Origin of the sequence: Sphingobacterium sp. N143 (assembly GCF_030325625.1) — a bacterium.
Lineage (GTDB): Bacteria > Bacteroidota > Bacteroidia > Sphingobacteriales > Sphingobacteriaceae > Sphingobacterium.
In genome coordinates, this window is record NZ_JACAIS010000005.1 from 213,623 (window position 1) to 237,475 (window position 23,853).

Annotated in this window: 16 protein-coding genes; 5 read left to right on the forward strand and 11 right to left on the reverse strand. The window is 42.0% G+C overall.

The features are described from left to right. The first annotated feature begins 47 nt into the window (after positions 1 to 47). Entirely contained in the window at positions 48 to 428 is a 381-nt protein-coding gene (locus HX021_RS11965) for a methionine-R-sulfoxide reductase (RefSeq protein ID WP_286590590.1), read from the forward strand. Here the strand turns inward: HX021_RS11965 and HX021_RS11970 are convergent. Continuing rightward, the gene (locus HX021_RS11970) at positions 418 to 1,428 is read right to left on the reverse strand and encodes a LacI family DNA-binding transcriptional regulator (RefSeq protein WP_286590591.1); all 1,011 of its coding nucleotides are present in this window, start codon (positions 1,426 to 1,428) and stop codon (positions 418 to 420) included. The genes HX021_RS11965 and HX021_RS11970 overlap by 11 nt on opposite strands. A 142-nt stretch (positions 1,429 to 1,570) precedes the next feature. Here HX021_RS11970 and HX021_RS11975 point away from each other — a divergent pair, with 142 nt between their 5' ends. Both HX021_RS11975 and HX021_RS11980 read left to right on the forward strand, forming a co-directional pair. Continuing rightward, positions 1,571 to 3,853 carry a GH92 family glycosyl hydrolase gene (locus tag HX021_RS11975; protein WP_286590592.1) on the forward strand — a complete coding sequence of 761 codons (2,283 nt, stop codon included), beginning with the start codon at positions 1,571 to 1,573 and terminating at the stop codon, positions 3,851 to 3,853. A 126-nt stretch (positions 3,854 to 3,979) separates the two neighbouring features. Next, positions 3,980 to 4,306 (forward strand): DUF493 domain-containing protein, encoded by a 327-nt coding sequence (locus HX021_RS11980; RefSeq protein ID WP_286590593.1) that lies wholly within the window; start codon positions 3,980 to 3,982, stop codon positions 4,304 to 4,306. An 82-nt stretch (positions 4,307 to 4,388) separates the two neighbouring features. Here the strand turns inward: HX021_RS11980 and HX021_RS11985 are convergent, their stop codons facing one another. From HX021_RS11985 to pnp, 8 genes are all read right to left on the reverse strand, one after another. Then, positions 4,389 to 6,203, reverse strand: a complete 1,815-nt coding sequence (locus HX021_RS11985) for an alpha-L-fucosidase (RefSeq protein WP_286590594.1) — start codon at positions 6,201 to 6,203, stop codon at positions 4,389 to 4,391. 35 nt (positions 6,204 to 6,238) lie between these two features. Beyond that, positions 6,239 to 7,636, reverse strand: coding sequence for a sialate O-acetylesterase (locus HX021_RS11990; protein ID WP_286590595.1), 1,398 nt, complete (start codon positions 7,634 to 7,636; stop codon positions 6,239 to 6,241). Beyond that, positions 7,633 to 10,212, reverse strand: coding sequence for a glycosyl hydrolase family 95 catalytic domain-containing protein (locus HX021_RS11995; RefSeq protein WP_286590596.1), 2,580 nt, complete (start codon positions 10,210 to 10,212; stop codon positions 7,633 to 7,635). The genes HX021_RS11990 and HX021_RS11995 overlap by 4 nt, the downstream gene beginning before the upstream one ends. Before the next feature lie 6 nt (positions 10,213 to 10,218). Next, complete coding sequence (locus HX021_RS12000; protein WP_286590597.1) at positions 10,219 to 11,784, reverse strand: RagB/SusD family nutrient uptake outer membrane protein; 1,566 nt, start codon at positions 11,782 to 11,784, stop codon at positions 10,219 to 10,221. An 11-nt stretch (positions 11,785 to 11,795) separates the two neighbouring features. Continuing rightward, on the reverse strand, positions 11,796 to 15,107 hold the full coding sequence (locus HX021_RS12005) for a SusC/RagA family TonB-linked outer membrane protein (protein WP_286590598.1): 3,312 nt from the start codon (positions 15,105 to 15,107) through the stop codon (positions 11,796 to 11,798). A 218-nt stretch (positions 15,108 to 15,325) separates the two neighbouring features. Beyond that, a complete protein-coding gene (locus HX021_RS12010) occupies positions 15,326 to 16,483 on the reverse strand; it encodes a FecR family protein (protein WP_286590599.1) in 1,158 nt (385 codons plus the stop codon). Between the two features lie 79 nt (positions 16,484 to 16,562). Beyond that, entirely contained in the window at positions 16,563 to 17,132 is a 570-nt protein-coding gene (locus HX021_RS12015; RefSeq protein WP_286590600.1) for an RNA polymerase sigma factor, read from the reverse strand. A gap of 149 nt (positions 17,133 to 17,281) precedes the next feature. Then, the gene (gene pnp, locus HX021_RS12020) at positions 17,282 to 19,468 is read right to left on the reverse strand and encodes a polyribonucleotide nucleotidyltransferase (protein WP_286590601.1); all 2,187 of its coding nucleotides are present in this window, start codon (positions 19,466 to 19,468) and stop codon (positions 17,282 to 17,284) included. Positions 19,469 to 20,090: 622 nt separating this feature from the next. On the opposite strand from pnp, the gene HX021_RS12025 reads away from it, so the two are divergent. Continuing rightward, complete coding sequence (locus HX021_RS12025; protein ID WP_286590602.1) at positions 20,091 to 20,750, forward strand: DUF6266 family protein; 660 nt, start codon at positions 20,091 to 20,093, stop codon at positions 20,748 to 20,750. A gap of 111 nt (positions 20,751 to 20,861) precedes the next feature. Here HX021_RS12025 and rpsO read toward each other — a convergent pair whose 3' ends face one another. Next, positions 20,862 to 21,140 (reverse strand): 30S ribosomal protein S15, encoded by a 279-nt coding sequence (gene rpsO, locus HX021_RS12030; protein WP_286590603.1) that lies wholly within the window; start codon positions 21,138 to 21,140, stop codon positions 20,862 to 20,864. A gap of 94 nt (positions 21,141 to 21,234) precedes the next feature. Continuing rightward, positions 21,235 to 22,446 (reverse strand): acyltransferase family protein, encoded by a 1,212-nt coding sequence (locus HX021_RS12035; protein WP_286590604.1) that lies wholly within the window; start codon positions 22,444 to 22,446, stop codon positions 21,235 to 21,237. 237 nt (positions 22,447 to 22,683) lie between these two features. Between HX021_RS12035 and HX021_RS12040 the strand changes: the two genes are divergently transcribed. Next, positions 22,684 to 23,850, forward strand: coding sequence for an ROK family protein (locus HX021_RS12040; protein ID WP_286590605.1), 1,167 nt, complete (start codon positions 22,684 to 22,686; stop codon positions 23,848 to 23,850). The last annotated feature ends 3 nt before the right edge of the window (positions 23,851 to 23,853 follow it).

The window sequence follows — 23,853 nt, forward strand, 5'->3', positions numbered from 1 at the left end:
ATTTAGGCAATGCATGCCGGGGCCAAGAAACAACTAATCACACAGCGATGGAAACGAATAAAAAATACAACATCCTAAGTAAAGAAGAGGAATATGTCATTGTCCATAAAGGAACGGAGCGTCCCTTCACAGGCGAGCTTTTGGACAATAAAATAAAAGGTACCTACATCTGTAGACGCTGCGACAGTCCGTTATACCGTTCAGAATCAAAATTTGAGTCTGGATGTGGCTGGCCAAGTTTTGATGATGAGATCCCAGGAGCAATTGCCCGGATCACCGATGCGGACGGGCGTCGTACCGAAATTCTCTGCAATACATGCGGCGCACATCTCGGACATGTATTCCTTGGAGAAGGTTTCACCGCAAAGAACACACGTCACTGCGTCAATTCGATCTCCATGAAATTTGTGGCAGATACTACAAAGTAACTTTTGATTTTGTCGATTCTCGGATTTTCAACTCACAAGGCAGCACCATTTTGCGTGTTGCTTTTATTTTGCCTTGCAGACGAAGTAAAAGAATATTGATCAGGTTCTCAGCAATATCCTTGATCGGCTGGGAGACGACCGTAATCGATGGCTCCAACAATTTGAATACCGTGTGATCGTCAAATGCGATCATTGCTGGCATGGCAAAACCATAACTTTTGGAAGCCTTCAATCCTGAAATCGCTAAATAATTGGTTGAAAACAAAACTGCATCCAGACGGTTATCGCAAATAAACTCTTTCAAAGACTCCATCGCTTCTTCATCGGAGGCATCCAACTGAACCTTCTGGATAAAACTCTGTTGCTTGTTATTGTCCATGGCCTTCAAGTAACCATCTGAACGTTCTTTCATCTGTGTCTGATCCGAATACAAAGACACAAAGCCGATACGCTTAAAGCCTTGCTGGCATAGGTGATTGCTCGCATCAAAGGCCCCCTGAAAATTGTCTGCCCCGACATAGTCGGTTTCAAGCCCAGGAAAATAACGGTCAAACAGCACAACAGGAATATTATTCTGTTGCAATTGTTTGACAGTGTCCTCCAAACCGTCTGATGGGGTAATGATAAAACCATCCACCTGACGATCATAAAACATCTGAATCAGCTCCTTTGCTTTCTCCACATCATTATTTGTACTACAATAAATAATACGGTAGCCCTGCTCATAGACCTTACTCTCGATCAGCCGGGCAATGTTACCGAAAAAAGGATTGGAAATATCTTCGATAATCAAACCCAAAATCTTGGTCTTGCCAGTTCGTAGGCTTTTGGCCAATTCATTAGGTTTATACCCCACTTTTTTGACATAGTCCAATACACGCTTAGTCAAAGCTTCACTAATACGCTTTTCTTTTGCCTTATCATTCAAAATAAAGGATACAGTAGTTACAGAAATTCCCAAAGCCTTAGCGATATCACTGATCAGAATACGTTTCTTCATGTAGAGTAGGTTTGTTAAGTTTTGATTTCGAAGATTACTAAAGTAAAAAATTTAACGACAATTTACTAAAATAATAATAAAATTGCGCTAAAAGGTTTTATTTACTAATTTTAAGCAGTTTCAAATACCCGAACAAATACCTATGACAGGAAATAAGCTTTTCAAAACAGTGCTGGGCGCGTTAATTTTACCATTTTGCGTGCAGGCCCAGCAGAATTTAACACAATATGTCAACCCCTTTATTGGATCTGCAGATCACGGACACGTCTTTGTTGGTGCCAATGTACCGCTTGGCGCCGTACAGTTGGGGCCCACCCAAATTCCACAGATGTGGGATAAGTTCAACGGCTGGGATTGGTGCAGTGGTTATAACTACAAAAGCCAAGAAATATTAGGCTTTACACATACCCACCTGAGCGGAACCGGGATCGGAGACCTCAATGACCTGATGATCGTTCCAGCCAATGGAAAACTACAGCTTACACCAGCTGAGTTCAACAAAATGAATACAGGTTATGGTTCTGCCTTCAAAAAAGAAAATGAAATTGCCAGACCTGGTTTTTATAGTGCCTATCTGGACGATTACCAGGTTCAGGCCAACCTTACCGCTACGGAAAGAGTCGGCTACCACCAATATCGCTATGAAAAAACAGATAATGCCCATATTCTTGTCGACTTAGGTTACCATATTAATTGGGACAAACCTACCGATACCTACATCAAACAGGTCAATGACTCTACTTTCGTGGGGTATCGTTTTTCAACAGGCTGGGCAAGTGACCAAAAATTATATTTTGCCATCAAAACTTCGCAGCCTATTCAAAAGGTCCGTTTCTTTGATGGTAAAGAGGAAAAATTAGGTCAAACAACATTCAAAGGACAAGCGATCAAAGCAGCCCTATTCTTCGATGCCGCTAAGAATAAAACCATGGAATTGAAGGTGGGTATTTCACCTGTAAGTTCGACCAATGCATTAAATAACATCAGTGCCGAAATCCCAGGCTGGAATTTCGAAAAAGTAAAATCAGATGCTGATCAACGTTGGAATAACACCCTGAACAAAATCCAGTTTGAGGCCGATAAAGACACCAAAACAATCTTTTATACCGCCTTGTACCATACCTATTTTGCACCTACCATTTTCAATGATGCCAATGGAGACTACCTGGGTACGGATAAACAAGTATATGAAAAACAGGATTTTGTCAACCATACCGTATTTTCATTATGGGATACTTACCGGGGCCTTCACCCTTTAATGACCATCTTGGAAGACCGCAAAATCAATCAGGATTTTATCAAAACCATGCTGGCGATCTATCAACAGCAAGGTAAATTGCCAATGTGGCATTTGCAGGGTAATGAAACCAACACGATGGTCGGCTTACCTGCCATTCCGGTGATTGCTGATGCATTCTTAAAAGGAATTATTGACGAGAAAGATTATCCTCTGGTGTGGGAAGCTGTAAAAACAACGGCCATGGGCAATGACCATGGGCTGAAGTTTGCACGCGACCTGACTTATATTCCTATCGACAGTATGCCGAATGAATCGGTTGCCTGGGCATTGGAATATGCTATCGCCGACTTTGGCGCTTATAAAATTGCAGAGAAATTAGGAAAGACAGAAGATGCTGCTTATTTCAAAAAACGGTATAAATTATACGAGCAATATTTTGATAAAGAAGTAGGTCACTTTGTTGGTAGAAAAGCCAATGGCGACTTCCGCAGACCTTTTGACCCATTAATGGCCAAGCACCGTGAAAACGATTACTGTGAAGGAAATGCATGGCAATATACTTGGTTGGTACCGCAGGATGTGACCGGTTTGATCAATCTTTTTGGCGGCGAACAGCAATTTTTGAAGAAACTGGATTACTTCACGACCATGTCTTCGGATCTCGGTGGAGAAGCCTCTCCCGATATCTCAGGACTGATCGGACAATACGCACAAGGCAACGAGCCCAACCACCATATCCCTTACCTCTATGCCTATGCAGGACAACCATGGAAAGGTGCTGCCCTGGCGCGTAAAGCGATGACCGATTTCTATACAAATACACCGGCAGGACTTTGTGGTAACGATGACGTCGGTCAGATGAGCGCATGGTACGTATTCTCGGCGATGGGATTCTACCCATTAAATGCGATGAGCGGTGTGTATGTATTTGGTTCGCCGATGATGGAACATGCCAACATCAATTTGCCAAATGGCAAAACCTTAGCGATCACAGTCAAAAACCAAGGTAAAGCAAACCAATACATCAAAACGATCAAATTGAACGGAAAACCTTATTCCAAAACATTTATTACACATGAACAACTGTTGCAGGGTGGCCAAATGGAAATCGAAATGAGTGCCAAGCCAAATAAGAACTTCGGCAAGAACAAAGCCGACTGGCCGTCAAGTGTAGACAACAATTAATTGCATTACGAAGCAATCAAAATACGGACATGGAACAGTAATTATATTGTGATGAAAAAATGTCAGTAAAACATAAATGGATTAATATTTGTTAACACCTTATATATAATTTAAGGAGAAACAAAAATGGCAGATTACAAAAACATCAATATACAGGACATCCCTGATGGAAGTGAGGATCCAAAAGATTTTTACGACACTTTCAAAGAAAGATTAGAAGATCTCGAAACCTTTCCAAAAGATTATACGTACAAGTTCATCTTACCGAAAGACCAGGATCATTTCAATCAGATCCAACGTGTGTTTGATGATACGGGTGCACGATTTGATTTTAAGGATTCCAAAACAGGCAAGTATACGTCCATTACGGTCAGCTTGCATGTTAAAGATGCCGACCAGGTCATTTACTTTTACAAAGAAGTTTCCAAGATAAAAGGTGTTATCATGCTATAAAAAAAAGGCTGTCATTTCGACAGCCTTTTTTATGATGGTTAAAACCCGACCAATGCCTATCTTCCTTAAAGCCGATGCAAATTTACCGCGCTACGGGTTTGACAAGAACAGCCTTGAGTTTAAACAGTTCTTCTTTACCGGTCAGCGGTTTGATTTTTAACTGGTACGATCCAGCATGATCGAATGTCAAGGTCGCCACCGTGTGCTTGATAAAAGGTAGTGGATATTTTTTGTCGAAGTTTGAGGTCCGGAGTGTCCGGAAGAAAAACGCTTTGTCTTCCACCTGCAGGACACCTTCCTGATTGGCACTCCCCGGTTCACAGGCATATTCCAGCACAACCTGGTAATCCCCAGGTTCTGTCACCCGAACGTGGAATATCGCTTGATCAGTCTTACTATCCTTCATCCCAACGACACAAGTGGTATGTTTCCAATCACCATAATAATGACTATACGTTAAGCTTTCGATCCTGGCATTGCCCTCGGTTTGAGCTGAGGCAGCATAGATATTATTTGCTGCAAATTGACTGGAGATTGTAACCGGTGCCTGCTCATCATAACGCGGTGAAGCTCCAGTATATTCTACTACAAATACTGTATTGATGGCATTTGGAGCAAAAATAGGCAGTTCAATCACGATGTCCTTACCGCTCTTTTCCCATTTCACTGCTTCCCCTCCTGCCAAGGCATAAACCTTCGTAACATGAACATCCATTTCAGGCACTAGTAATTTACCATTCAGGGGTCTATTCCACACGTGTAGAAACTGTTTACCAGGTTTAGAAGTGCTCACTCCCCAGGGTTGTTGTGGAATAAGTCCTTGCGTGCTACCATAAATACTCTCCCCGTTCTGCTTCAACCATTTACCTGTTTCTCTCAAAAATTGAACTGAATATTCCGGAATCCTTCCAGTACCATCAGGCCCGACGTTCAACATCAGGTTCCCGCCTTTGGATGCCGCTTCTGCCAACAGGTGAATGATGACATCAGGAGTCTTAAAGTTCAGATCATGCTTGATATACCCCCAGGAGTCATTATGCGTATAGATCGATTCCCAGGCGCCCGCTATAGGTTGTGCTGGCATTTCCGAATCACCGTAGTCTTTATAATCCCCCAAGCCATGCCCCACTCTGCTGCTAAATAAACTCTTTGGTTGCAATTTCCGTAAGCCATCCACAAACCGTTGGGTTTCTTCCTTTGTCAATCCCCCAGGTGTATCAAACCATACAATGCCTAGCGGGCCATAGTTCGTCATGAGCTCTTTAAGCTGCGGAATAGCTTTTTCCTGATAATATTTTTGATAATCTTTTTTAGTTTCATCAAAATCCCAGGTATTTTTTCCGCCATTCGGGTCGTGCCAATCCTGAAATTGCGAATAATAAAACCCAAAGGGGATGCCTTGCTTCCCAACAGCCGTGGCAAGCGCTTTCATTGGATCCTTTTTATATGGTGTGGCATCAACGATATCAAATGTACTTACTTTTGAATCATACATGGCAAACCCTTCATGGTGTTTGGCCGTGATCACCACATATTTTATTCCTGCATCTTTGGCCAACTGTGCCCATTCTTCCGCATTGAAATTCACCGGATTAAAAGATCGTGCTGCTTCCTCATATAATTTTACCGGAATTTTAGCCTGGTTCATAATCCATTCACCACTGCCATAATAGCGCTTCCCATTCCATTCTCCAGCTAAATGCGAGTAAAGCCCCCAATGGATAAACAGACCAAACTTAGCATCTTTAAACCATTGGACGTTATTGCTCTCCTGCTCTGTGGAACGGTTATCCCACATTTCATCCATCGTCTGTCCCCGCAGCTGAGCAGGTAATGAGATGCAGGTTAAAATCATCCAAATCCATAAGTCACTTCTAGAAAATTTCAAGTTTTTCATGTGTTAAAATTTACAGTTTATATGTACGGTAATGCCTAATCATCCCAAGCGTCTGTACGGAAAGGAGATGCCGGCAAGGCTGCTTGATTATACAGATTAGGTCGTGGAAAATTTTTCCAGGCAAATCGCACAGCAATAGGTTTATCAATCATTTGATTTGACACCAAAATAGTATTATTTTCAATCTTTGCAGTGGCTCGAACAAAAACTTTATCCTCGCCACAGATGACAAATTCACGTAAAGGTTCTTTGTCAGCCTGTAATCCATCAGCATGATCAAAGAAAAGCCTGATTTTATTCCCTTCAATTCTCATGCGCTGATAAATTGGTCCTGAGTAGGTTATCTCTTGCCCATAGGTATTTGCTAAGGCCCACAAGGCAAGCCTTTCTCCAGGAAACTGCTTATTTCTAGGATGGATATCCAATGAATCTGCCGCATCGGTAATGACGGCCATGCCTGTATTTTCCACCTGACCTAGGGTCATAAGCTGTGCTTCTCTGATCAAAGGGCCCTTTTGGGCATGTGGTGCAATCTGTACAAAATAAAAAGGTAGATTTTCCTTCCAGTCCATTCTCCAATTTGCAATGAGTGCCGGGAACAACTTTTTATATTCTTCTGCCCGATCTGAATTCGATTCTCCTTGGTACCACACAAATCCCTTTACCGTAAAAGGGATCAAAGGCGAAATCATACCATTATACAAGGTACTGGACTTTCTAGACGCCACTTCCTGCTGCTTGTCCAGCAGATGTCTTAAAGTCTCGGACTCGCTTAACACTTCTTTTTTCACCCAAGATTCTGCAGGTGTGCCCCCCCATGATGCATGAATAATACCAATGGGATAACCTAAGGCCTTATGGAGTTTACGGGCAAAATAATAAGCTACAGCAGAAAATGAACCAGCAGTCTCGGGTGAACAAGCAGTCCAAGTTCCTGTGACGTCCTGCTGTGGTGCCTGTGCCGCATGATGCTGCACATGAAACAGACGAATATTTGGGTAACAGGCCAGTGTTATTTCTCTTTCATGATTCACAACCCCTGTTTTCCATTTCCCCTGATTCTCCAGAGGAAACTCCATGTTGGACTGCCCAGAGCATATCCACACTTCACCAATTAATACATTGTGTATCTCGACCGTATTTGAACCTTCTACTTGCATCGTGTATGAACCTCCCCCACTTGGCGTCCTAATATGGGTCAGCCAATTTCCTTGATCATCTGCTCTGATTTCGGCCTGCTGACTTGTCCATCCCATATGAATGATAATTTCCTCATGTGGAGCCGCCCAGCCCCAAACAGCGACCGAATGACGCTGCTGCAGAACCATACCATCCGTAAATAAAGCCGGTAACCTCACCTTTCCCTGCAGCTGCACGGGTGCAAATAAGCAGGTCGAAATAAGAAAAAAAAGCCAGATCATCATTTTTTTCATAAGTCCTGCCCTTTTGAACTGAAACACGTTGGATCGCCCCCTTCCTGTACAAGTACAATACGGTCTCCTTTATTTGCTGGAAGCTTCAGAAGCTCACCGGAGAGATGCCCGGTATGCCTTCCATTCCGAAAAACAATAGCTTTTTTACCCAGCCAGGGGTTTTGTAAAAGACAAGTCCCCTCCTGCTGTGCATGGAGCTCCACAAAATCAATATGCCCTTGTTTCATTGCTGAGCTGACCAAAAAACCATTTCTACTACGGAGATTAAAGGCAGCATTCCACTCCTTGGGCCAGGCATGGAAAACACGGACAATGGATGGACCTCCAGGATATTCGGGGCTATTAAAACATAAGGCAGCCTGTAGCGCCTCTGCAGCACGGCCTATACGCTGAATATTCGTGGTATAAAAACCTTCACTTACATCCATCCGATTAGGCATCACTTCATGCTCCGGAGCTCGGCGAAGTTGATTGGGCAATAGATAGCGGACCGCGTCCACACGGCCCAGAATGGCCCCCGCAACAGGTAATTTGGACAATACATACGGATAAACCTGCTTATTGATACCTTCCTTGAAATAGCCATCAAAGGTACTATTTGCTATTTTCCAATCCTGTTCATTTGCGCCCGGATTACATAAATCAAAAAACCAGACTGGCATGGTATTCCCATCAGGAAGTCTTTTGCCATTTCCCCTGACCGCACTGGTCGGCGGCAAAGACCCGACCCATACTTCGGCTTCTTGCCGCATATCTGAATAATCGTGACTCGTGGTCAATGGGGCAAGGTTCTTCAAAAACTCCTGCCATAATGGCCGCAGTTCCTTATCCACACCCAAAATTTCCGCAGCTTTAATAGCGACCGGAAAAATACCTCTCATCGATGAAATCTCTTCCGCGGTGTTGTGACCACCCCAAATCGACTCATTATCATTGATATGATAAATATGATATTTTCCATCCAGCTCCCGTTTAACATTTGGAAAATTACGGTAAAATTCAGCCACGCCTTTCAACATGGGATATGCCTTATCTCGCAGCCACTTTTTATCGCGTGTATACTCGTATTTTTGCCAATACTGATAGGCAATTTTGGCCCCACGGGAAAAAAGATGATTGACCGGACCATAGGGTCCATCGCCCCGCTCCACATAGGTCCAGCGACCTTTTTGCCATTTCCCAAGGTGCTTCCAGTTCCATCGGCTCAAAAAAGGTAGTTTTGTTTCGGCATAATCCATAAACTTTGCCGATCGCTCCCTCCATGGTTTTTGCATCAAATATAAGCTGCGCATTTCTTCCGCAATCGCTGCCGGCAATTCGGGCACTCCATCGAAGCCCATGGTTTCGGGTATATAGATCCCTTTAGCCCCCCATTGTTGTCGAGCAGCCACTTCAAAAGTAGGGTATACAGTAGAATACATATTAAACAACGGATCCAACAGCTCCAGATGGTTAGTCGCAAATAACGCATTATAGAGACAGCTTTGGTTTGCTCCCCAGAATGCATTTCCCCATTGTCGCCTATCCCCACCAGTAGCCCATAACATACCATTAAACTTAGTAGGATATTTTCCACGGGAACTTGATGCCATGACGTACAGATAATAGGTATAATTTTGTTCGATATAATCAGCTTCTCCGTCAGCACTCGTTAGACTGACATAAGATTGTTTCCAAAAATCAGCCCACCATATGCGGTTAGACTGATAGATCTTTTCATAGCCTAATTTCTGCGCTGCCACTAACTTATCGGTAGCGAGCTGGACGACATCTTCTTTAGCGTTAAAAGTTGCTGCACTGGCAATAAAAACGCTAAAAGGCTTACGATTTTCATTGACTATTAAACGCAGCGTCGATTCGTTTACCTGTTCTGCATCAGCTTGACTTCCTGTCAGCCCCAATACAACTGCAGACGCACAATAATAATCATCTTCCTGAAACTCCTGTTTAAGAACAATATAATCGCCTACTTTTTCAAGCTTCGATACCGCGCTATGGTTTCCCCGTTCAACTAATGGCAGACGAAGCATTCGCAGATTGGCCAGGATCGCCTGCTGTCCTTTCCGATGATCTTCTACCTGCATCAGCATCACATCTTGCTCATTCCAAGCCATCACCTGCGCCTTCACCTCTTTTCCACGAATGGTGGATACCCCTTCATAACAGGACAGCTCCTGACTATAATGAGGCTCGATAAAAACCTGTTCACCAAAGTCGAGATCAACATAAGCCGTAGCTCCGGTATATTCGGTATTGCGCTCAAAAAAATTATTCGATCTAGAATTATTGCTAAAGACATCGACACGATTAATTTGCATTTTAATCTGCCCCGGACTGGTCCACACCAAACTCCCCATCCGGCCATTCCCTATCGGCTGGCCTTCCTCACTTTTCTTCACAGGCTTGCTATAATGGAGGTCAGCTCTGGTAATTAGACGTTTATAATCTATCTGAAGTAAAGGCGTATGGGCAATATCTTGTGGCGATTGGGCCTGAAGCATCACAGTCATCAATTCCAATATGACGACAAGAGTACAATAAACGCCCATCCTTATGATCACTATTTTATTCTGCATAATCAATTATCTATAATCCGGATTTTGAAAATCTGCTCCCATTTTATCGACTTCAGCTTGTGGAATTGGCCATAAATAATGCTTATCCTCAAATACACGTAACACATTCCCTGGATCCCGCATACCATTGATCAATCCTTTGGCAAGTCGCCATCTTTTAATATCGTAATACCGCAGCCCTTCCAAGGCCAATTCAACACGTCGTTCATTGCGTACAATTTCTCGGGTAAGCGTTTTCTTGGGCGGCATATTGACACCGGGCCTTGCTCTAACATCATTCAGCGCCTTCAATGCTAAAGCGTCCGTTGTCACGCCATGCCCCAGTTCAGTCATTGCCTCAGCATACATCAGCAGCACATCTGCATAACGGAGCTTGACCAGGTCCTGATCACTACCTGAAAGCCCCGAATTACCATCATTAACCGTCAGATTGATGTATTTGCGAATCCCCAAATTATTGACCGAAGGAGATTCTGCCCGGCCCTTATCCACATTATTAAAACCAATTGTAGTATTGTAAGCCCAAGGATCACCAGGTGTAAATAACGTTAGCTTAAGCCGAGGATCTCTATTTTGATAAAAGTCATTCCGCATTCGATTATTTGGATCATAAAACGATGGCACAGTAGGTGCTTTTGGCGCTGAGCCGTCACGCATTTCATATGCATCAACCAAACTATGTATTGGCACCATCGAAAATCGCGAACCATATAACAAATCCATATTGTGCACAGCATTTGGACTCAATGCTCTAATGGAAAAGATAATCTCCGGGTTATTATCCTGTTTGCCCCAAAAAATACCGTCATAACTACTCGCTAATGAAAATTGGCCTTCATCTATAATTGTTTTTGCTGCATTTGCAGCTTCTTGCCAATGCTCATTATATAAACAAATACGGGCCTTTAGGGCCAATGCTGAACCTCTGACCGGGTGTCCATTGGTATACGCTGTATTGGGTAATGCCGTCGCAGCAAAATCCAGGTCACTCAAAATCTTATTGACAATATCTGCCTTTTTGCTCTTCGGTGTTTTAAAAACCTCTTCACCAAAACCCAGTGATTCAGTAATTAAAGGAACATCTCCATAGAGCATAGTCAATTCATTATAGAAGAATGCTCTTAAAAAATAAGCTTCGCCCAACATCAGATTTTTTTCTGCTGTACTCAGATTAGGTACCCGATCAATATTCCCTAAAAACCAATTTGTCTGGGCAATACCTTTATACGCATCTATCCATACACGTTTCTGAATGCCCCCAGTTGAAGAGTTTAGCACCCCTCTGGAGATTAAAGTATAATTATCACCTGTTGAATTGCAATAGGCATTATCCGATAAGCCTTCCAGCTGTAAGGAAGAAAATGAGCTGACATCGATGGCAAAGGCTGGTGTACGCAAGGAACTATAGCATCCCGCAAGCGCCAAAGTTGCATCTCCCTTGGAATTCCAAAACACCTCATTGCTCAGTTTATCAATAGGCTTTTTTTCTAAGAAATCATCCTTGCAGGCTTGACATAACAACAGGATTGCAAGCACAGCGGTTAATCTACAGGTTATATTTATTGTACGCATGATTGTTTAATTTAAAAGGTTACTTTTACGCCAAAAGAATAAACATTGGCTTGTGGATAAATAGCAAATCTCCCGCTCGTGTTATCTTCGATTACCCGCTCAGGATCACCAATAAAGTCAGAGATCGTGAATAGGTTATCCCCCGAAAAATAAACCCGTAATCCCTGCAATTTTAGTTTGTTAACAAGGTGGGACGGAAAAGTATAGCCGACCATCAAATTTTTCAGGCGCAGATAGGAAGCATTTTGCAACCAAAAGGATGATGCCGTAGTGATAGGTGTGTACTGGTCTACATACATGCCCGGCAATTTATTGGTTGGATTATCCGGGGTCCATCTGTCGCGCCAAAAGGTAGGTGGCGGAGACCATTGTCTGAAGGCACCATAGCCCCAATCTGTGGTATAGATCTTTCGTCCAGCCACCCCTTGAAAGAATAAAGAAATATCAAAGTCCTTATATTCAGCTCCCAGATTAAAGCCATAATTAAATGAAGGATGTTGTCCATCGATTACAATACGGTCGAAAGGATCAATTTTACCATCCGGGATACCATCTGCCCCACTATGATCAGCAAACATGAGGTCACCAGGAATCGGATTATTTTGATGTACAGGGGCATTATTAAGCTGTTCCTGGTTTTGAAAAACACCAATCCAGTCCAGCATATACCAGGAATTCCAAGGCAGTCCTTCCCGTCGGATTTTATTTCCCTGAATTTCATCAGGGCCAAATTTCGTGACAACATTGCGGTAAGAATAATAATTTGCACCAATCGTATAATTAACGTTGCCTATCTTATTCTTATGGTTGAGGCTTAATTCAAACCCCGTATTTTTCATTTCACCAGAATTTACGGTCGGGGCTCCCAATCCCACAAAATCAGGCACCTGTGCTTTGCGAAGAATATCTTTGGTAACCTTATGAAAATAATCGAAGGTTCCAACCAGTTTACCGCTGAAAAGGCTAAAATCCAATCCTATGCCCCTCGCTTCCGTTGTTTCCCAGCTGATATCTGTATCGACCAAATTCTGGTATACTAGCCCCGTGGTTACATTATCATAAACATAGGTTCCATAATCCAGCAAATTCTGGTAAGGATAATTGTCGATATTCTGATTTCCTAACTTTCCCCATGATGCACGTAATTTTAAATCCGAAAGCCAGCTTTGATCTTTCAGAAACTCCTCCTGTGAAACTCTCCATCCCGCAGAAATAGAAGGAAACAGTCCCCAACGTTTCGTTTTTCTAAATTTAGAAGAACCATCATAACGCAGGCTTGCTTCTAGGAGATATCGGTTATCATACGCATAATTGAATCGCCCAAAAAATGATTGTAATGCCCATTCATAACCATAACCATTTGCTGTTTGAGCTTCTATACCACCCGCATCAAGCGCTGGCAGATCTGGAGAAGGAAAATCACGCCGAAATCCTGATTGCTGTTCGTAATTATGATTTTCCTGATTATAGCCTGCCAATGCAGTGATATGATGGACATTGTTAAAGACCTCATCATAGGTTAAGGTAGAATACAGCGTATAATGGACAAACTGCTGCTGGGTCTTTCTTAATGTGATATAAGTACCTAAATAATTTTGTTGCTGCCCGTATACCCCATTGGCGTTTGGCTGAAACAGAAACGTAGGGATAGGTACCCGTTGGGCCGTTTGCCTGTCTGTATTAAAACGAGCAGCACCACGAATCTCACCAGTAAGGCCCTTGGCAATATTAAAATTCAGGTAACTGATTGCCGAAACACCGTATTCCTTATTCTTATCTTTGCTGGTCTGCATAACCGCATAGGCATTCTGATTGGTTGATTCAAAGTCGTAAGCTTTGCTGCTTACCCGACCACTGCCATCCGGCAAATAAGGAGACCATAAAGGATGCTGCGCATAAATACTCAGCACAAGGTTTTCCGCATTGTCCACAGGATCTAACCGATCGCCCTGTATCAGATTAATATTGGTTCCAAAGGTTACCACCTTGCCCATCTGGGTTTTTAAATTCAATGAAGCATTGTATTTTTTGTAGCCGGTATTGATCAAAATACCATCTTGGTCCAGATAACCTAAACCAAAATTATAGGTTGTTTTCCCTTCGCCACCATTTATACTTAAAAAATGTTGTTGCATATTGGCATTCTTAAACATTAAGTCCACCCAATTGGTATTTGGAAACTGTGGAGATCCCGCACCATGCTTATAGGCATCAATCTGCTCTTGTGAATATAATTTACTGATATTTTGTCCCGTTCTATTGATTCCTTCGTTGCTTAACTCCATAAATTCAGTGGAGTTCCATATCAAATCGGGAATTCCGGAAGGTTTTTGAATTCCGTAGTTATAGGAGTACTCAATATTCAGCCTTCCTTTAACGCCATTTTTCGTGGTCACCAAAATAACCCCATTTGCTCCTTGAACACCATAAATAGCAGCTGAGGCAGCATCTTTCAGCACTGTGATATTTTCAATCATATTCGGGTTCAAACTCGCAAGAGACCCCTGCACGCCATCAATAATCACCAAGGGTTCATTGCCCGCAGCACTGAAAGTCCCTACACCATGCACCTGAATCGATGCATTTTCTTTTCCAGGCTGCGCAGAATTCTGAACAACCTGAAGTCCGGGAACCTTCCCCTGCAGCAGCAAGGCGGTATTTGGTGCAGGCCGCTTGACAAGTTCTTTGGATTCTACCGTCGTGATGGAGCCCGTTAAATTTGTCTTTTTCTGTTGTCCATAACCAACAACCACAATTTCATCAAGCTCGGCTTCCTGTATACGAAGCACCACATCGAGCTTATTGCCCGCAGTCAATGCCTTCTCCTGTTGGTGATAGCCGATATAAGTAAAGACCAGAAACACATTGCGATTGGGGACCTCGATCTGATAATTTCCATGTACATCTGAAACCGCAGTTTGTTGCTGCCCTTTGATCTTGATACTGACCCCCTGCAATGGCTCCTGATGTTCATTCATTACATTTCCTCTGATCATCAGGTCTTGCTGTAGTGGGGCCTCCTTTCGTTTCTTTTCGCGTATGACAACGGTATTGTATTCTTCATTGATGAGCACATCGATCTGTTGACCACCAAAGCATTGCACCAATACCTCATTCAGTGGCCGATCTTTGATCTGTAGATTAATGGGTGACAAATGTTTTACCAGCTTTGCATCGGCGATAAAATTTCTGCCGGTCTGCTCCGTTAGCTGATAAAACACTTCCTTGATAGAAGCATTACTTACATGGATGTTTACCCTTTGCGCAAAGGTCAGTGCATATGTCTGCAGGGAAAACAACAAAAAAATAAAACTAAATTTCATGATTAGGAGAAATTTAAAGGCATATCGATACTGTTGTGCATTTATAAATGCAGCATAATTTTTGTACATTTGGTTAGGATTTTTTAATAAATGGTTTTGTTCAAATCAATGTTTAAGCTATCCTTACAGCACGCAATGGCTGGTCAACCGGGGGCGCTTCCAACACCCTCGGTTTTGATAAGCTTGTTTCATCTTTAGTCTACCCCAACTGGTGTAGATTATTCTGTTGGCTGTTTTAAAACGAATACCCTCCTTCCTTCAATTTTAAATTTAACTTGATTGGTTAACGCTATACTTTTTAAAAGATTGGATAAGCTTCGCTCCCGCGAATAGTTACCTTGAAAAGCAACATCAGACATATCACCCTGATAAACCACATCCATGTCATACCAGCGCTCCAATTTTTTCATTATCACCTTGATATTCTCATTGTTAAAAACGAAATAGCCTTTCTTCCAGGCCATCTCTTCATATATATCAGCATCCGAAACGGCGATCTCCTTCCCTCTTTTTATTGCTTTCTGACCAGGTTTTAATAATACAGATCTAGCCATAACGCCGCTGTCCAAGGAAGAAACTTTGACCAGCCCATTCAATAAAGTCGTACGGGTCTGGTTATCATCAGGATAAGCACTAATATTGAAAACCGTCCCCAATACGCGAACTTCCTGCCCATTACTTACGACCGTAAATGGCACCCGTCTGTTTCCATGCGCTTCCTTGGTAATTTCAAAATAGGCCTCTCCCAATAATTCCACACGACGTTCACGATCGCCAAACTGTGTGGGGAAACGTAATGTGGAAGTAGCATTGAGCCATACCTTACTTCCATCAGGCAAGTTGACTTGATATTCTCCGCCCACCGGCGTCTGAATACTGTGGTAGCCTTTCGGCTCCCCTTCAGCCTTTCCTTTGGCAGTATAGACAAGCTGTCCATCTTTCGTTTTTTCTATGTAGACATCCGCCCCCTGGAATATTTCACCAACTGCAACATCGGTCAAACTGATCTTACGTCCATTGGCAAGCGTCAGGATGGCCTTATTTCCTCCAGGTATAATATCTAGGGCCGTTCTTTTTGGCTGATGGACTGTTTGTATGTTTTGAGGCGTATCCTGAAAATAGAACAGGCTTCCCAAAACCAACACGACAACAGCTGCCGCTGCTACCAGCCGGAACCGGACAACGCTTGTTTCCCTTTTTTGGATACGCTGTTGAAGCTGGCGCAGGCCAAGTTCCTGTTCCTTGACCAATTCGTCGGCTGTGAGATCAGATTTCCTCGTTTCATATTTGAGATACCAGCTCTCCACGATTGCCTTTTCTTCCTCACTGGCCACCCCTGCCTGATATTTCTTTAGTAATGCGCTTGCCTTCCTCATGATAGCCTCTCAAGTTTATCTTGGTTATACTTCTAAGACACGCATGCGGCACATATGGGGTAAATGATTTTAAAAAAAATTAAAAAAAGATTGAAAAGATATAGGTTCCGAGTTTAACTCGTAGTATGCGGAGTGCATTTCTTACCTGGGTACGAACAGTATGCGGACTGATGTCCAGTTCTGCCGCGATCTCCTGATGGCTCATATGGAGATTACGGCTCATTTCGAAAATAATACGCATTTGATTGGGCAATTGGGCGACTTCCTGTTCCACCAAACAAATCAGCTCTTTCTCACGTAATTGAGCCTCAATCACATTTTCCCCCTTATCTATAAAATCCTGGAGAGAACGTAAGTACAGCTCCTTCACCTTTTTATGACGGAATACATTGAGCATACGATTTCTTACGGAAGTATATAGATAAGCCGATAAATGCATGGAAGTATGGAGATGATCCCGATTATTCCAGATATGCAAAAAAACTTCCTGAATGATATCACGAACCTCTTCCCTATCTGGATACCGTCTGTAGGCATGACTATATAACACACCATGATATCGCTTATAAATCTCTTGCAAGGCATATTGATCCCCTTGCTTAAGCAGGTGCAATAATTCTTGATCACTAGGTGATTTGTAGGTCATCATTTGTAGGTTTATTCAACCTAAGATAGATAAAATACTTAGTATTCAAAAACCCAGTATGCTGAACGACAGGTGTGAACCGGACTTCAGTAAGAATGCTCATAAAAAAAGCCCACATTAAGCGGGCTTTTCTATAGTAATTCAATATAAGCTTATTCCTGGCCAGCACCAGCTACGGGAGCTTCGCCAGCTGACTTATCTTGCTTTGGTTTATCTTCTTTTGGAGGACGTGGCAACAAAACTTTACGAGAAAGCTTCATTTTTCCTTGTTTATCGATATCCAGTAATTTAACAGTGACCTTATCGCCTTCTTTGAAAATACCGTCCATGGTTTCAAGACGTTTCCAATCGATCTCAGAGATATGCAATAAACCATCTTTACCTGGCATGATCTCTACGAAAGCACCAAATGGCATGATTGACTTCACTTTTCCTTCATAGATTTCTCCAATTTCAGGTTTAGAAGCAATTGCCTTGATACGACCTACCGCATCATCGATTGCTGCTTTATTGTCCGCAAACACCTGAACAACACCTTTGTTGTCAACTTCTTCAATAGAAATAGTCGCACCCGTCTCGCGTTGCATTTCTTGAATGATCTTACCGCCTGGGCCAATTACGGCACCGATAAATTCCTTATCAATCAGCAACTGAACGATACGAGGGGCATGTGGTTTGTAATCTTCACGAGGAGCAGAAATGGTTTTCTTCATTTCACCCAGGATATGTAAACGCGCTTCTTTGGCTTGGTCCAAAGCTTGCGTTAAGACTTCCCATTTCAAACCATTGATCTTTAAGTCCATCTGACAAGCAACAATCCCTTTTTCAGTACCGGTTACTTTAAAGTCCATGTCACCTAAATGATCTTCATCTCCCAAGATATCTGATAAGATGGCATATTTACCGCTTTTCTCATCAGAAATCAATCCCATCGCAATACCAGAAACCGGAGCTTTCAATTTTACACCAGCATCTAAAAGAGCCAATGTACCAGCACATACGGTCGCCATCGAGGACGAACCATTCGATTCCAAGATATCAGATACCACACGTATCGTGTATGGGTTTTCAGCATCTGGAGGCAATACCTGTTTCAATGAACGCATCGCCAAGTTACCGTGCCCAACTTCACGTCGGCCAGGGCCTCTATTTGGTCTTACTTCGCCTGTAGAGAATGCAGGGAAATTATAGTGAAGGATAAATTTGTTATAACCGTTGATAAAAGCACCATCGATCATTTGCTCATCGTCTTTAGCACCTAATGTAACTGAAGTCAATGACTGTGTTTCACCACGCGTAAATACAGCGGAGCCATGTGCCGCTGGCAAATAATCTACTTCAGACCAGATTGGACGCACGGTGCGTACATCGCGACCATCCAAACGAATACCTTCATCCAACACAAGGTTACGAACCGCATCATATTGTACGTCGTGGAAATATTTTTTAAACAAAAATGCGGTGTCATCATCCAGTTCTTCTGGCATTGTTGCACGATACTCTTCCGCAATCTTCGCAAAGTTTTCAGAACGTTCGTGTTTGGCTGAAGCCGACTTTGCAACCGCGTATACTTTATCATAAGTAGCTGCAAAAATCGCATCTCTCAGCTCAAGATTTTCAGGTTCGTGATTATACTCACGTTTCACCGTTTTACCGACCAGATTTGCCAATTCAACTTGGGCAGCGATTTGTTTTTTGATTGCCTCGTGTGCAAAAGCAATAGCTTCCACCATCTCAGTTTCGGAAATTTCTTTTGCTTCCCCTTCAACCATGCCAATATCTTGTGCTGAACCAGCCACGATAAATTCTAGGCTTGCATTCTCAAGTTCGGACAATTTCGGATTTATGACCAATTGGCCGTCAATCTTTGCCACACGAACCTCAGAAATAGGTCCATTGAAAGGAATATCTGAAACTGCAATTGCAGCAGATGCTGCCAAGCCGGCCAAAGCATCAGGCATAATATCTTTATCCGCAGAGATCAAGCTAATTTGTACTTGTGTGTCTGCGTGATAATTTTCTGGGAATAAAGGGCGTAATGCACGATCCACTAAACGGGAAATCAATACCTCATAGTCTGACAATCGTGCTTCACGACGCAGGAAGCCACCAGGAATACGACCTGTAGCTGCATATTTCTCCTGATAATCAACAGAAAGAGGTAAGAAATCAACTCCTGCTTTAGCTTCTTTAGCAGAAACAACAGTGGCCAATAACATCGTGTCCCCCTGTTTCAATACAACAGCTCCATCAGCTTGTTTAGCTAATTTCCCTGTCGACAATTCGATCTGGGTGCCATTACCCATATCGATAGTTGTTTTAATTTCGTTGTAATTCATTTAATCGTTTTTGTAGCACGCTTTTCATCTTGTTGGCAGCGTACCAATATTTTAAATACGTTTAATTTCAGCACAAAGGTAAACTAAAATATTAAGATTACTGCAATTAACGGCAGGTTAAATATGCAAAGCGAATACTTAGGCCACAGAGAGTGAAGCATCCTGCCAGCATTCTTTGGAAATCTGCACCTAAAAAAGCACCTTCGGAGACTTTTTTAGATCCTATTTTTTGGAACATTTCCCGAACAACAACGGCCAATCCAGAAAAGATTCGAACCTAGGTTCTTTTAATATAAACCATATCAACAGATGAACCTATCATGACAGAAATGGTGATTCAAATTTGGGTATTCTTGTTACACAAACTTAGCTCCTTCCTTTTTTCCCCTTTAATTTTTAGGGACAACACATGAAGATCAACTAGTGATCAAATTATACTTTTAGACAGTGCTTATTCAGTGTTCGTTCAGTGCTTGCTCAGTGATAGTTCAGTACCAACTGAATAATCATTGATTGATTACTGTCTAAAAATTGATTGAAAATTGTTTTTCGGTATAATTTGGTGCTAGGATGTTTCAGATTTAATCTCTATCTTGATTATCTATTTTATAATCAAGCTATTATGGCAATCATCAAAAATGGCGTTAATGGGGCTGTTTCCGGGAAAGCAGGCTCCGTTGTGTTTGTGTTGACGAAAACAGGAAATTATGTACGTTCACTCCCTCGTGTTAAAAAGCGGGAGCCCACTCCTGAACAGCTGCTTAGTAGAACACGCTTCAAAATTGTGAGGTCGCATATTAGCCTATTAAATCCGATCATCAAGATAGGTTATAAGGCATATAGTTACCCAAAGCGGGCATATGATGTTGCGATGTCTTATAATCTAAACGAAGCACTTATCCAGAAAGAAGACGGTTTTGTGGTAAACTGGCAGAAATTTATGGTTGCCAAAGGAAGTCCCAACCCCATCACTTCCTATACGATGGATTTCGATCAAGAAGACCGAGTGCTTCAGGTAACTTGGGAATATGATACCTATCTGGAGAAGAAGTTTGACACGAGGTCTTACGATTCCTTCTTAATCCTGTATAACGCAGCGGATAGTGGGGCTGAATATCCACTTTTGATGAACGACTCAAAAAACCGATTAATAGCTGGCAAACAACATCTTAATATTCCAGCACACAGAAAGGAAGCGACTTATGAAGTGTATCTATTTTTTGTAGAGAGCTATGGTGGAGGTAATACAGACAGTCTGCACTTGGGCAAGATACAGGTTTGACGACAGTTATGAAGGGCACGATCATAGATGTGTGAGACATAAACGAGATATTTCATCAAACAAAAAAGCCACCCAAAGATTTGGATGGCTTTCAAAATTCTTATTAAAAGCTTATTTGATGATATCACGCAAGCCTAAGCCTTTGATGATAGCACGGTATCTTTCAATATCAGTTTTGTACAAATAAGCCAACAAAGAACGACGTTTACCTACAAGTTTTTGTAGGGCACGTTGTGTACCGAAGTCTTTTCTGTTTTTTTTCAAGTGCTCAGTTAAGTGAGCAATTCTTTTTGTGAATAAAGCAACTTGACCTTCTGTAGATCCAGTGTTGGTAGCTGATCCAGCGAATTCTGCGAAGATCCCAGCTTTGTACTCTTTACTTAAATACATTTCTTGAATAATATTAAAGCGTTAAAAATCTATTAATTGCCTGCAAAGGTAGTAAAAACTTTTGAATTCGCAAATGTCAGACAAGGTACCCACGCTACACTTTCACATAGATCCTCTTCTTATCCAGCCAATAACAAATTCCCCACATCAATGCCAAAAAACACAGGGAATATACAAATGACCCAATTTCAGGTGTTCCCGGGATTTTAGCACAAATATATTTATAGAACCAGGCAAAAGCATCAATATATTTTTGACTTCCGTCTTCCTTCAAGCCATCAGGAATCCGGAATAGCCCCAAGAATCGTGGTAGAATACCACTCAATACAAATATAAACAGCGGATTCTTACCGAAAACATCAAAAAACTTGGTCAATTTATTTTTGACACCTTGTACTTCAATAAACCAAATCATACCACCAAGCGTCATTGTAGCCAGCCCGGTTGTATACAGCACATAGGAACTTGTCCATATCTTTTTATTGATCGGAAATCCCAATGCCCAGATCCAGGCTAATACAAGCAAGATAAATCCAGTGACAAACATACCTGAAAGCAATTTAAAGTGCGGTTCATGCGATGCTGGCACTTTGGACCATAACCAGTCTACCTGGCCCTGTTTTTTTATAAATACGCCGACCAAATAACCAAAGGCAACCTGCACAACAGTTGGCAGCGTACTCATCAAACCTTCTGGATCAAATGGCACCCCCTCTCCTTTATACAGATGCGGAAGCCCCAGGATAGCCATATCATATTTTGTACCGAACCAGCCTTCCAGACTATAGGGATCCGTCCCACCAGCAAGAGCACATATAAGCCAATAGCCCAATAGCATGATTGTTGAGATCCAGATAATTGTCTTTTCCTTAAAGTAGTAAGCCAAGATAGAAGCTAAACAATAGGCTACAGCAATCCGTTGCAGGACACCAAAAATGCGGATTCCACGACTGGGATCACTCGTATCCACCCATTGTTTAAAAACTAGTTCGGCCCCCTCCCATTTCACAAAAGGCCACCAGTTTATAAAAAGCCCTATTGCAAAGATCAAAACCGTACGCTTAAGTACTTTTTTCCAGAAGATGGCTGGCCCTGCTTCCTGCAAACGGGGAATGACAAAAGACATGGCATTACCTACTGCAAACAAAAAAAATGGAAAAACTAGGTCAGTTGGTGAGCAACCATGCCAGGATGCATGTTTTAGCGGAGCAAACATATGTGCCCATGTACCCGGATTATTCACCATAATCATCAGGGCCACAGTCGCTCCACGAAATACATCCAAGGAATAATAGCGTTGTTTCATAATAAGATAAAATGATTATAGCGTAAATATAAGTATTCCCTATTCATTTTTATGCGGAATCTATAAAACAAAAGCATAAACAGGAATTATTATCCAAAATTCTTCACGAACACATGATTAACAACATGGTTATCAGCTGTACTTTTTTAATATTTTTAAAAAGTATTTGGAACTTACGTTCTTTTTAACATATCTTTAACAAAAGTTTAACCAACTTTTAAGAAACCACTTAAACAGATGGAAAAAGAAATATTGAAGAACCTTTATTTTGATTCAGCTCTCTCCATAGCAGAGTTGGTTAAGAAACTCGCGAAGAGCACACCTTCCATTACGAAGGTTATTAATCGTCTCTTGGAGGAGAAAATAATCATTGAATGTGGTTTTGCGGAATCTACTGGAGGTAGGCGTCCGATTCAATTTGCGATCAACCCGGCGTTGGATTTTTATATTTTGACAATTTCCGCTGATCAGCATTTTTCTACCTTTACGTTAACGGATCTGAATCATCATGCGCTACTGGAACATAGGGACATTCCATTAGAATTAAAATCCAGTAATTCATCTGACCTATTATTAAATGAGATTGAAAGACTTTTGCAAGCGTCAGCTGTTGAGAAAGACAAGATCATTGGTATTGGCTTAAGCATGCCAGGGTTTGTCAACTCAGAGCTTGGTGTCAATGAATCCTATACTTACAACCACCCCTTGTACAAAATTAAGGGAAGCATCGAGGCTGCTTATCAAATTGCTACGGTCATTGAGAATGATTCGCGCTGTATAGCCATTGCCGAAAAAGAATTTGGCTTGGCCAAAGATGTTGAACATTCACTGATCATTAATCTAAATTGGGGTGTAGGATTAGGCATTATTATCAATGGCACAGTTTTCAAGGGCGAGTCTGGGTTTGCTGGAGAATTCAGCCATATTCCACTCTCTGATAATAACACCCTCTGTTCTTGTGGAAAAAGAGGCTGTCTGGAAGTCGAAGCATCCCTAAATGCGGCGATCCGTAATACGGAAAACGATATACAAAAAAACGAATATTCGATCTACAGTACGTTGGTCAAAAGTAATCTAAATAAAATAGATGCATTGATCGAAGCATCCAATGTAGGCGATCAGATTGCCATCAATAATCTTGGTAAAATTGGCTATATGCTGGGTAAAGGTATCTCAACACTCATCCACATCCTCAATCCAAAACAGATTATCGTAAGTGGCAGAGGAGCCGAATTGGGCCGTATCCTGAATCCTCAGATCCAGATTGCCATCAATGAGTTTTGTATTCCAGAGATTGCAAAAACGACACATATTCAGATGTCAGCGCTAAACAAACAGGCACAGATCAAAGGAACCGCTGCCATAGTGGTCGAAAACTATATTAATAAGATTTTAACAAAATAATCC

Bases quoted from the DNA above. Each gene is read 5' to 3' on its own strand.
- HX021_RS11990 (WP_286590595.1), bottom strand. From the start codon at position 7,636: ATGAAAAAAATGATGATCTGGCTTTTTTTTCTTATTTCGACCTGCTTA.
- HX021_RS12035 (WP_286590604.1), bottom strand. From the start codon at position 22,446: ATGAAACAACGCTATTATTCCTTGGATGTATTTCGTGGAGCGACTGTG.
- HX021_RS12025 (WP_286590602.1), top strand. From the start codon at position 20,091: ATGGCAATCATCAAAAATGGCGTTAATGGGGCTGTTTCCGGGAAAGCA.
- HX021_RS12010 (WP_286590599.1), bottom strand. From the start codon at position 16,483: ATGAGGAAGGCAAGCGCATTACTAAAGAAATATCAGGCAGGGGTGGCC.
- HX021_RS11980 (WP_286590593.1), top strand. From the start codon at position 3,980: ATGGCAGATTACAAAAACATCAATATACAGGACATCCCTGATGGAAGT.
- HX021_RS12000 (WP_286590597.1), bottom strand. From the start codon at position 11,784: ATGCGTACAATAAATATAACCTGTAGATTAACCGCTGTGCTTGCAATC.
- pnp (WP_286590601.1), bottom strand. From the start codon at position 19,468: ATGAATTACAACGAAATTAAAACAACTATCGATATGGGTAATGGCACC.
- HX021_RS11975 (WP_286590592.1), top strand. From the start codon at position 1,571: ATGACAGGAAATAAGCTTTTCAAAACAGTGCTGGGCGCGTTAATTTTA.
- HX021_RS12015 (WP_286590600.1), bottom strand. From the start codon at position 17,132: ATGATGACCTACAAATCACCTAGTGATCAAGAATTATTGCACCTGCTT.
- HX021_RS12005 (WP_286590598.1), bottom strand. From the start codon at position 15,107: ATGAAATTTAGTTTTATTTTTTTGTTGTTTTCCCTGCAGACATATGCA.
- HX021_RS11985 (WP_286590594.1), bottom strand. From the start codon at position 6,203: ATGAAAAACTTGAAATTTTCTAGAAGTGACTTATGGATTTGGATGATT.
- HX021_RS12040 (WP_286590605.1), top strand. From the start codon at position 22,684: ATGGAAAAAGAAATATTGAAGAACCTTTATTTTGATTCAGCTCTCTCC.
- HX021_RS11965 (WP_286590590.1), top strand. From the start codon at position 48: ATGGAAACGAATAAAAAATACAACATCCTAAGTAAAGAAGAGGAATAT.
- rpsO (WP_286590603.1), bottom strand. From the start codon at position 21,140: ATGTATTTAAGTAAAGAGTACAAAGCTGGGATCTTCGCAGAATTCGCT.
- HX021_RS11995 (WP_286590596.1), bottom strand. From the start codon at position 10,212: ATGCAGAATAAAATAGTGATCATAAGGATGGGCGTTTATTGTACTCTT.
- HX021_RS11970 (WP_286590591.1), bottom strand. From the start codon at position 1,428: ATGAAGAAACGTATTCTGATCAGTGATATCGCTAAGGCTTTGGGAATT.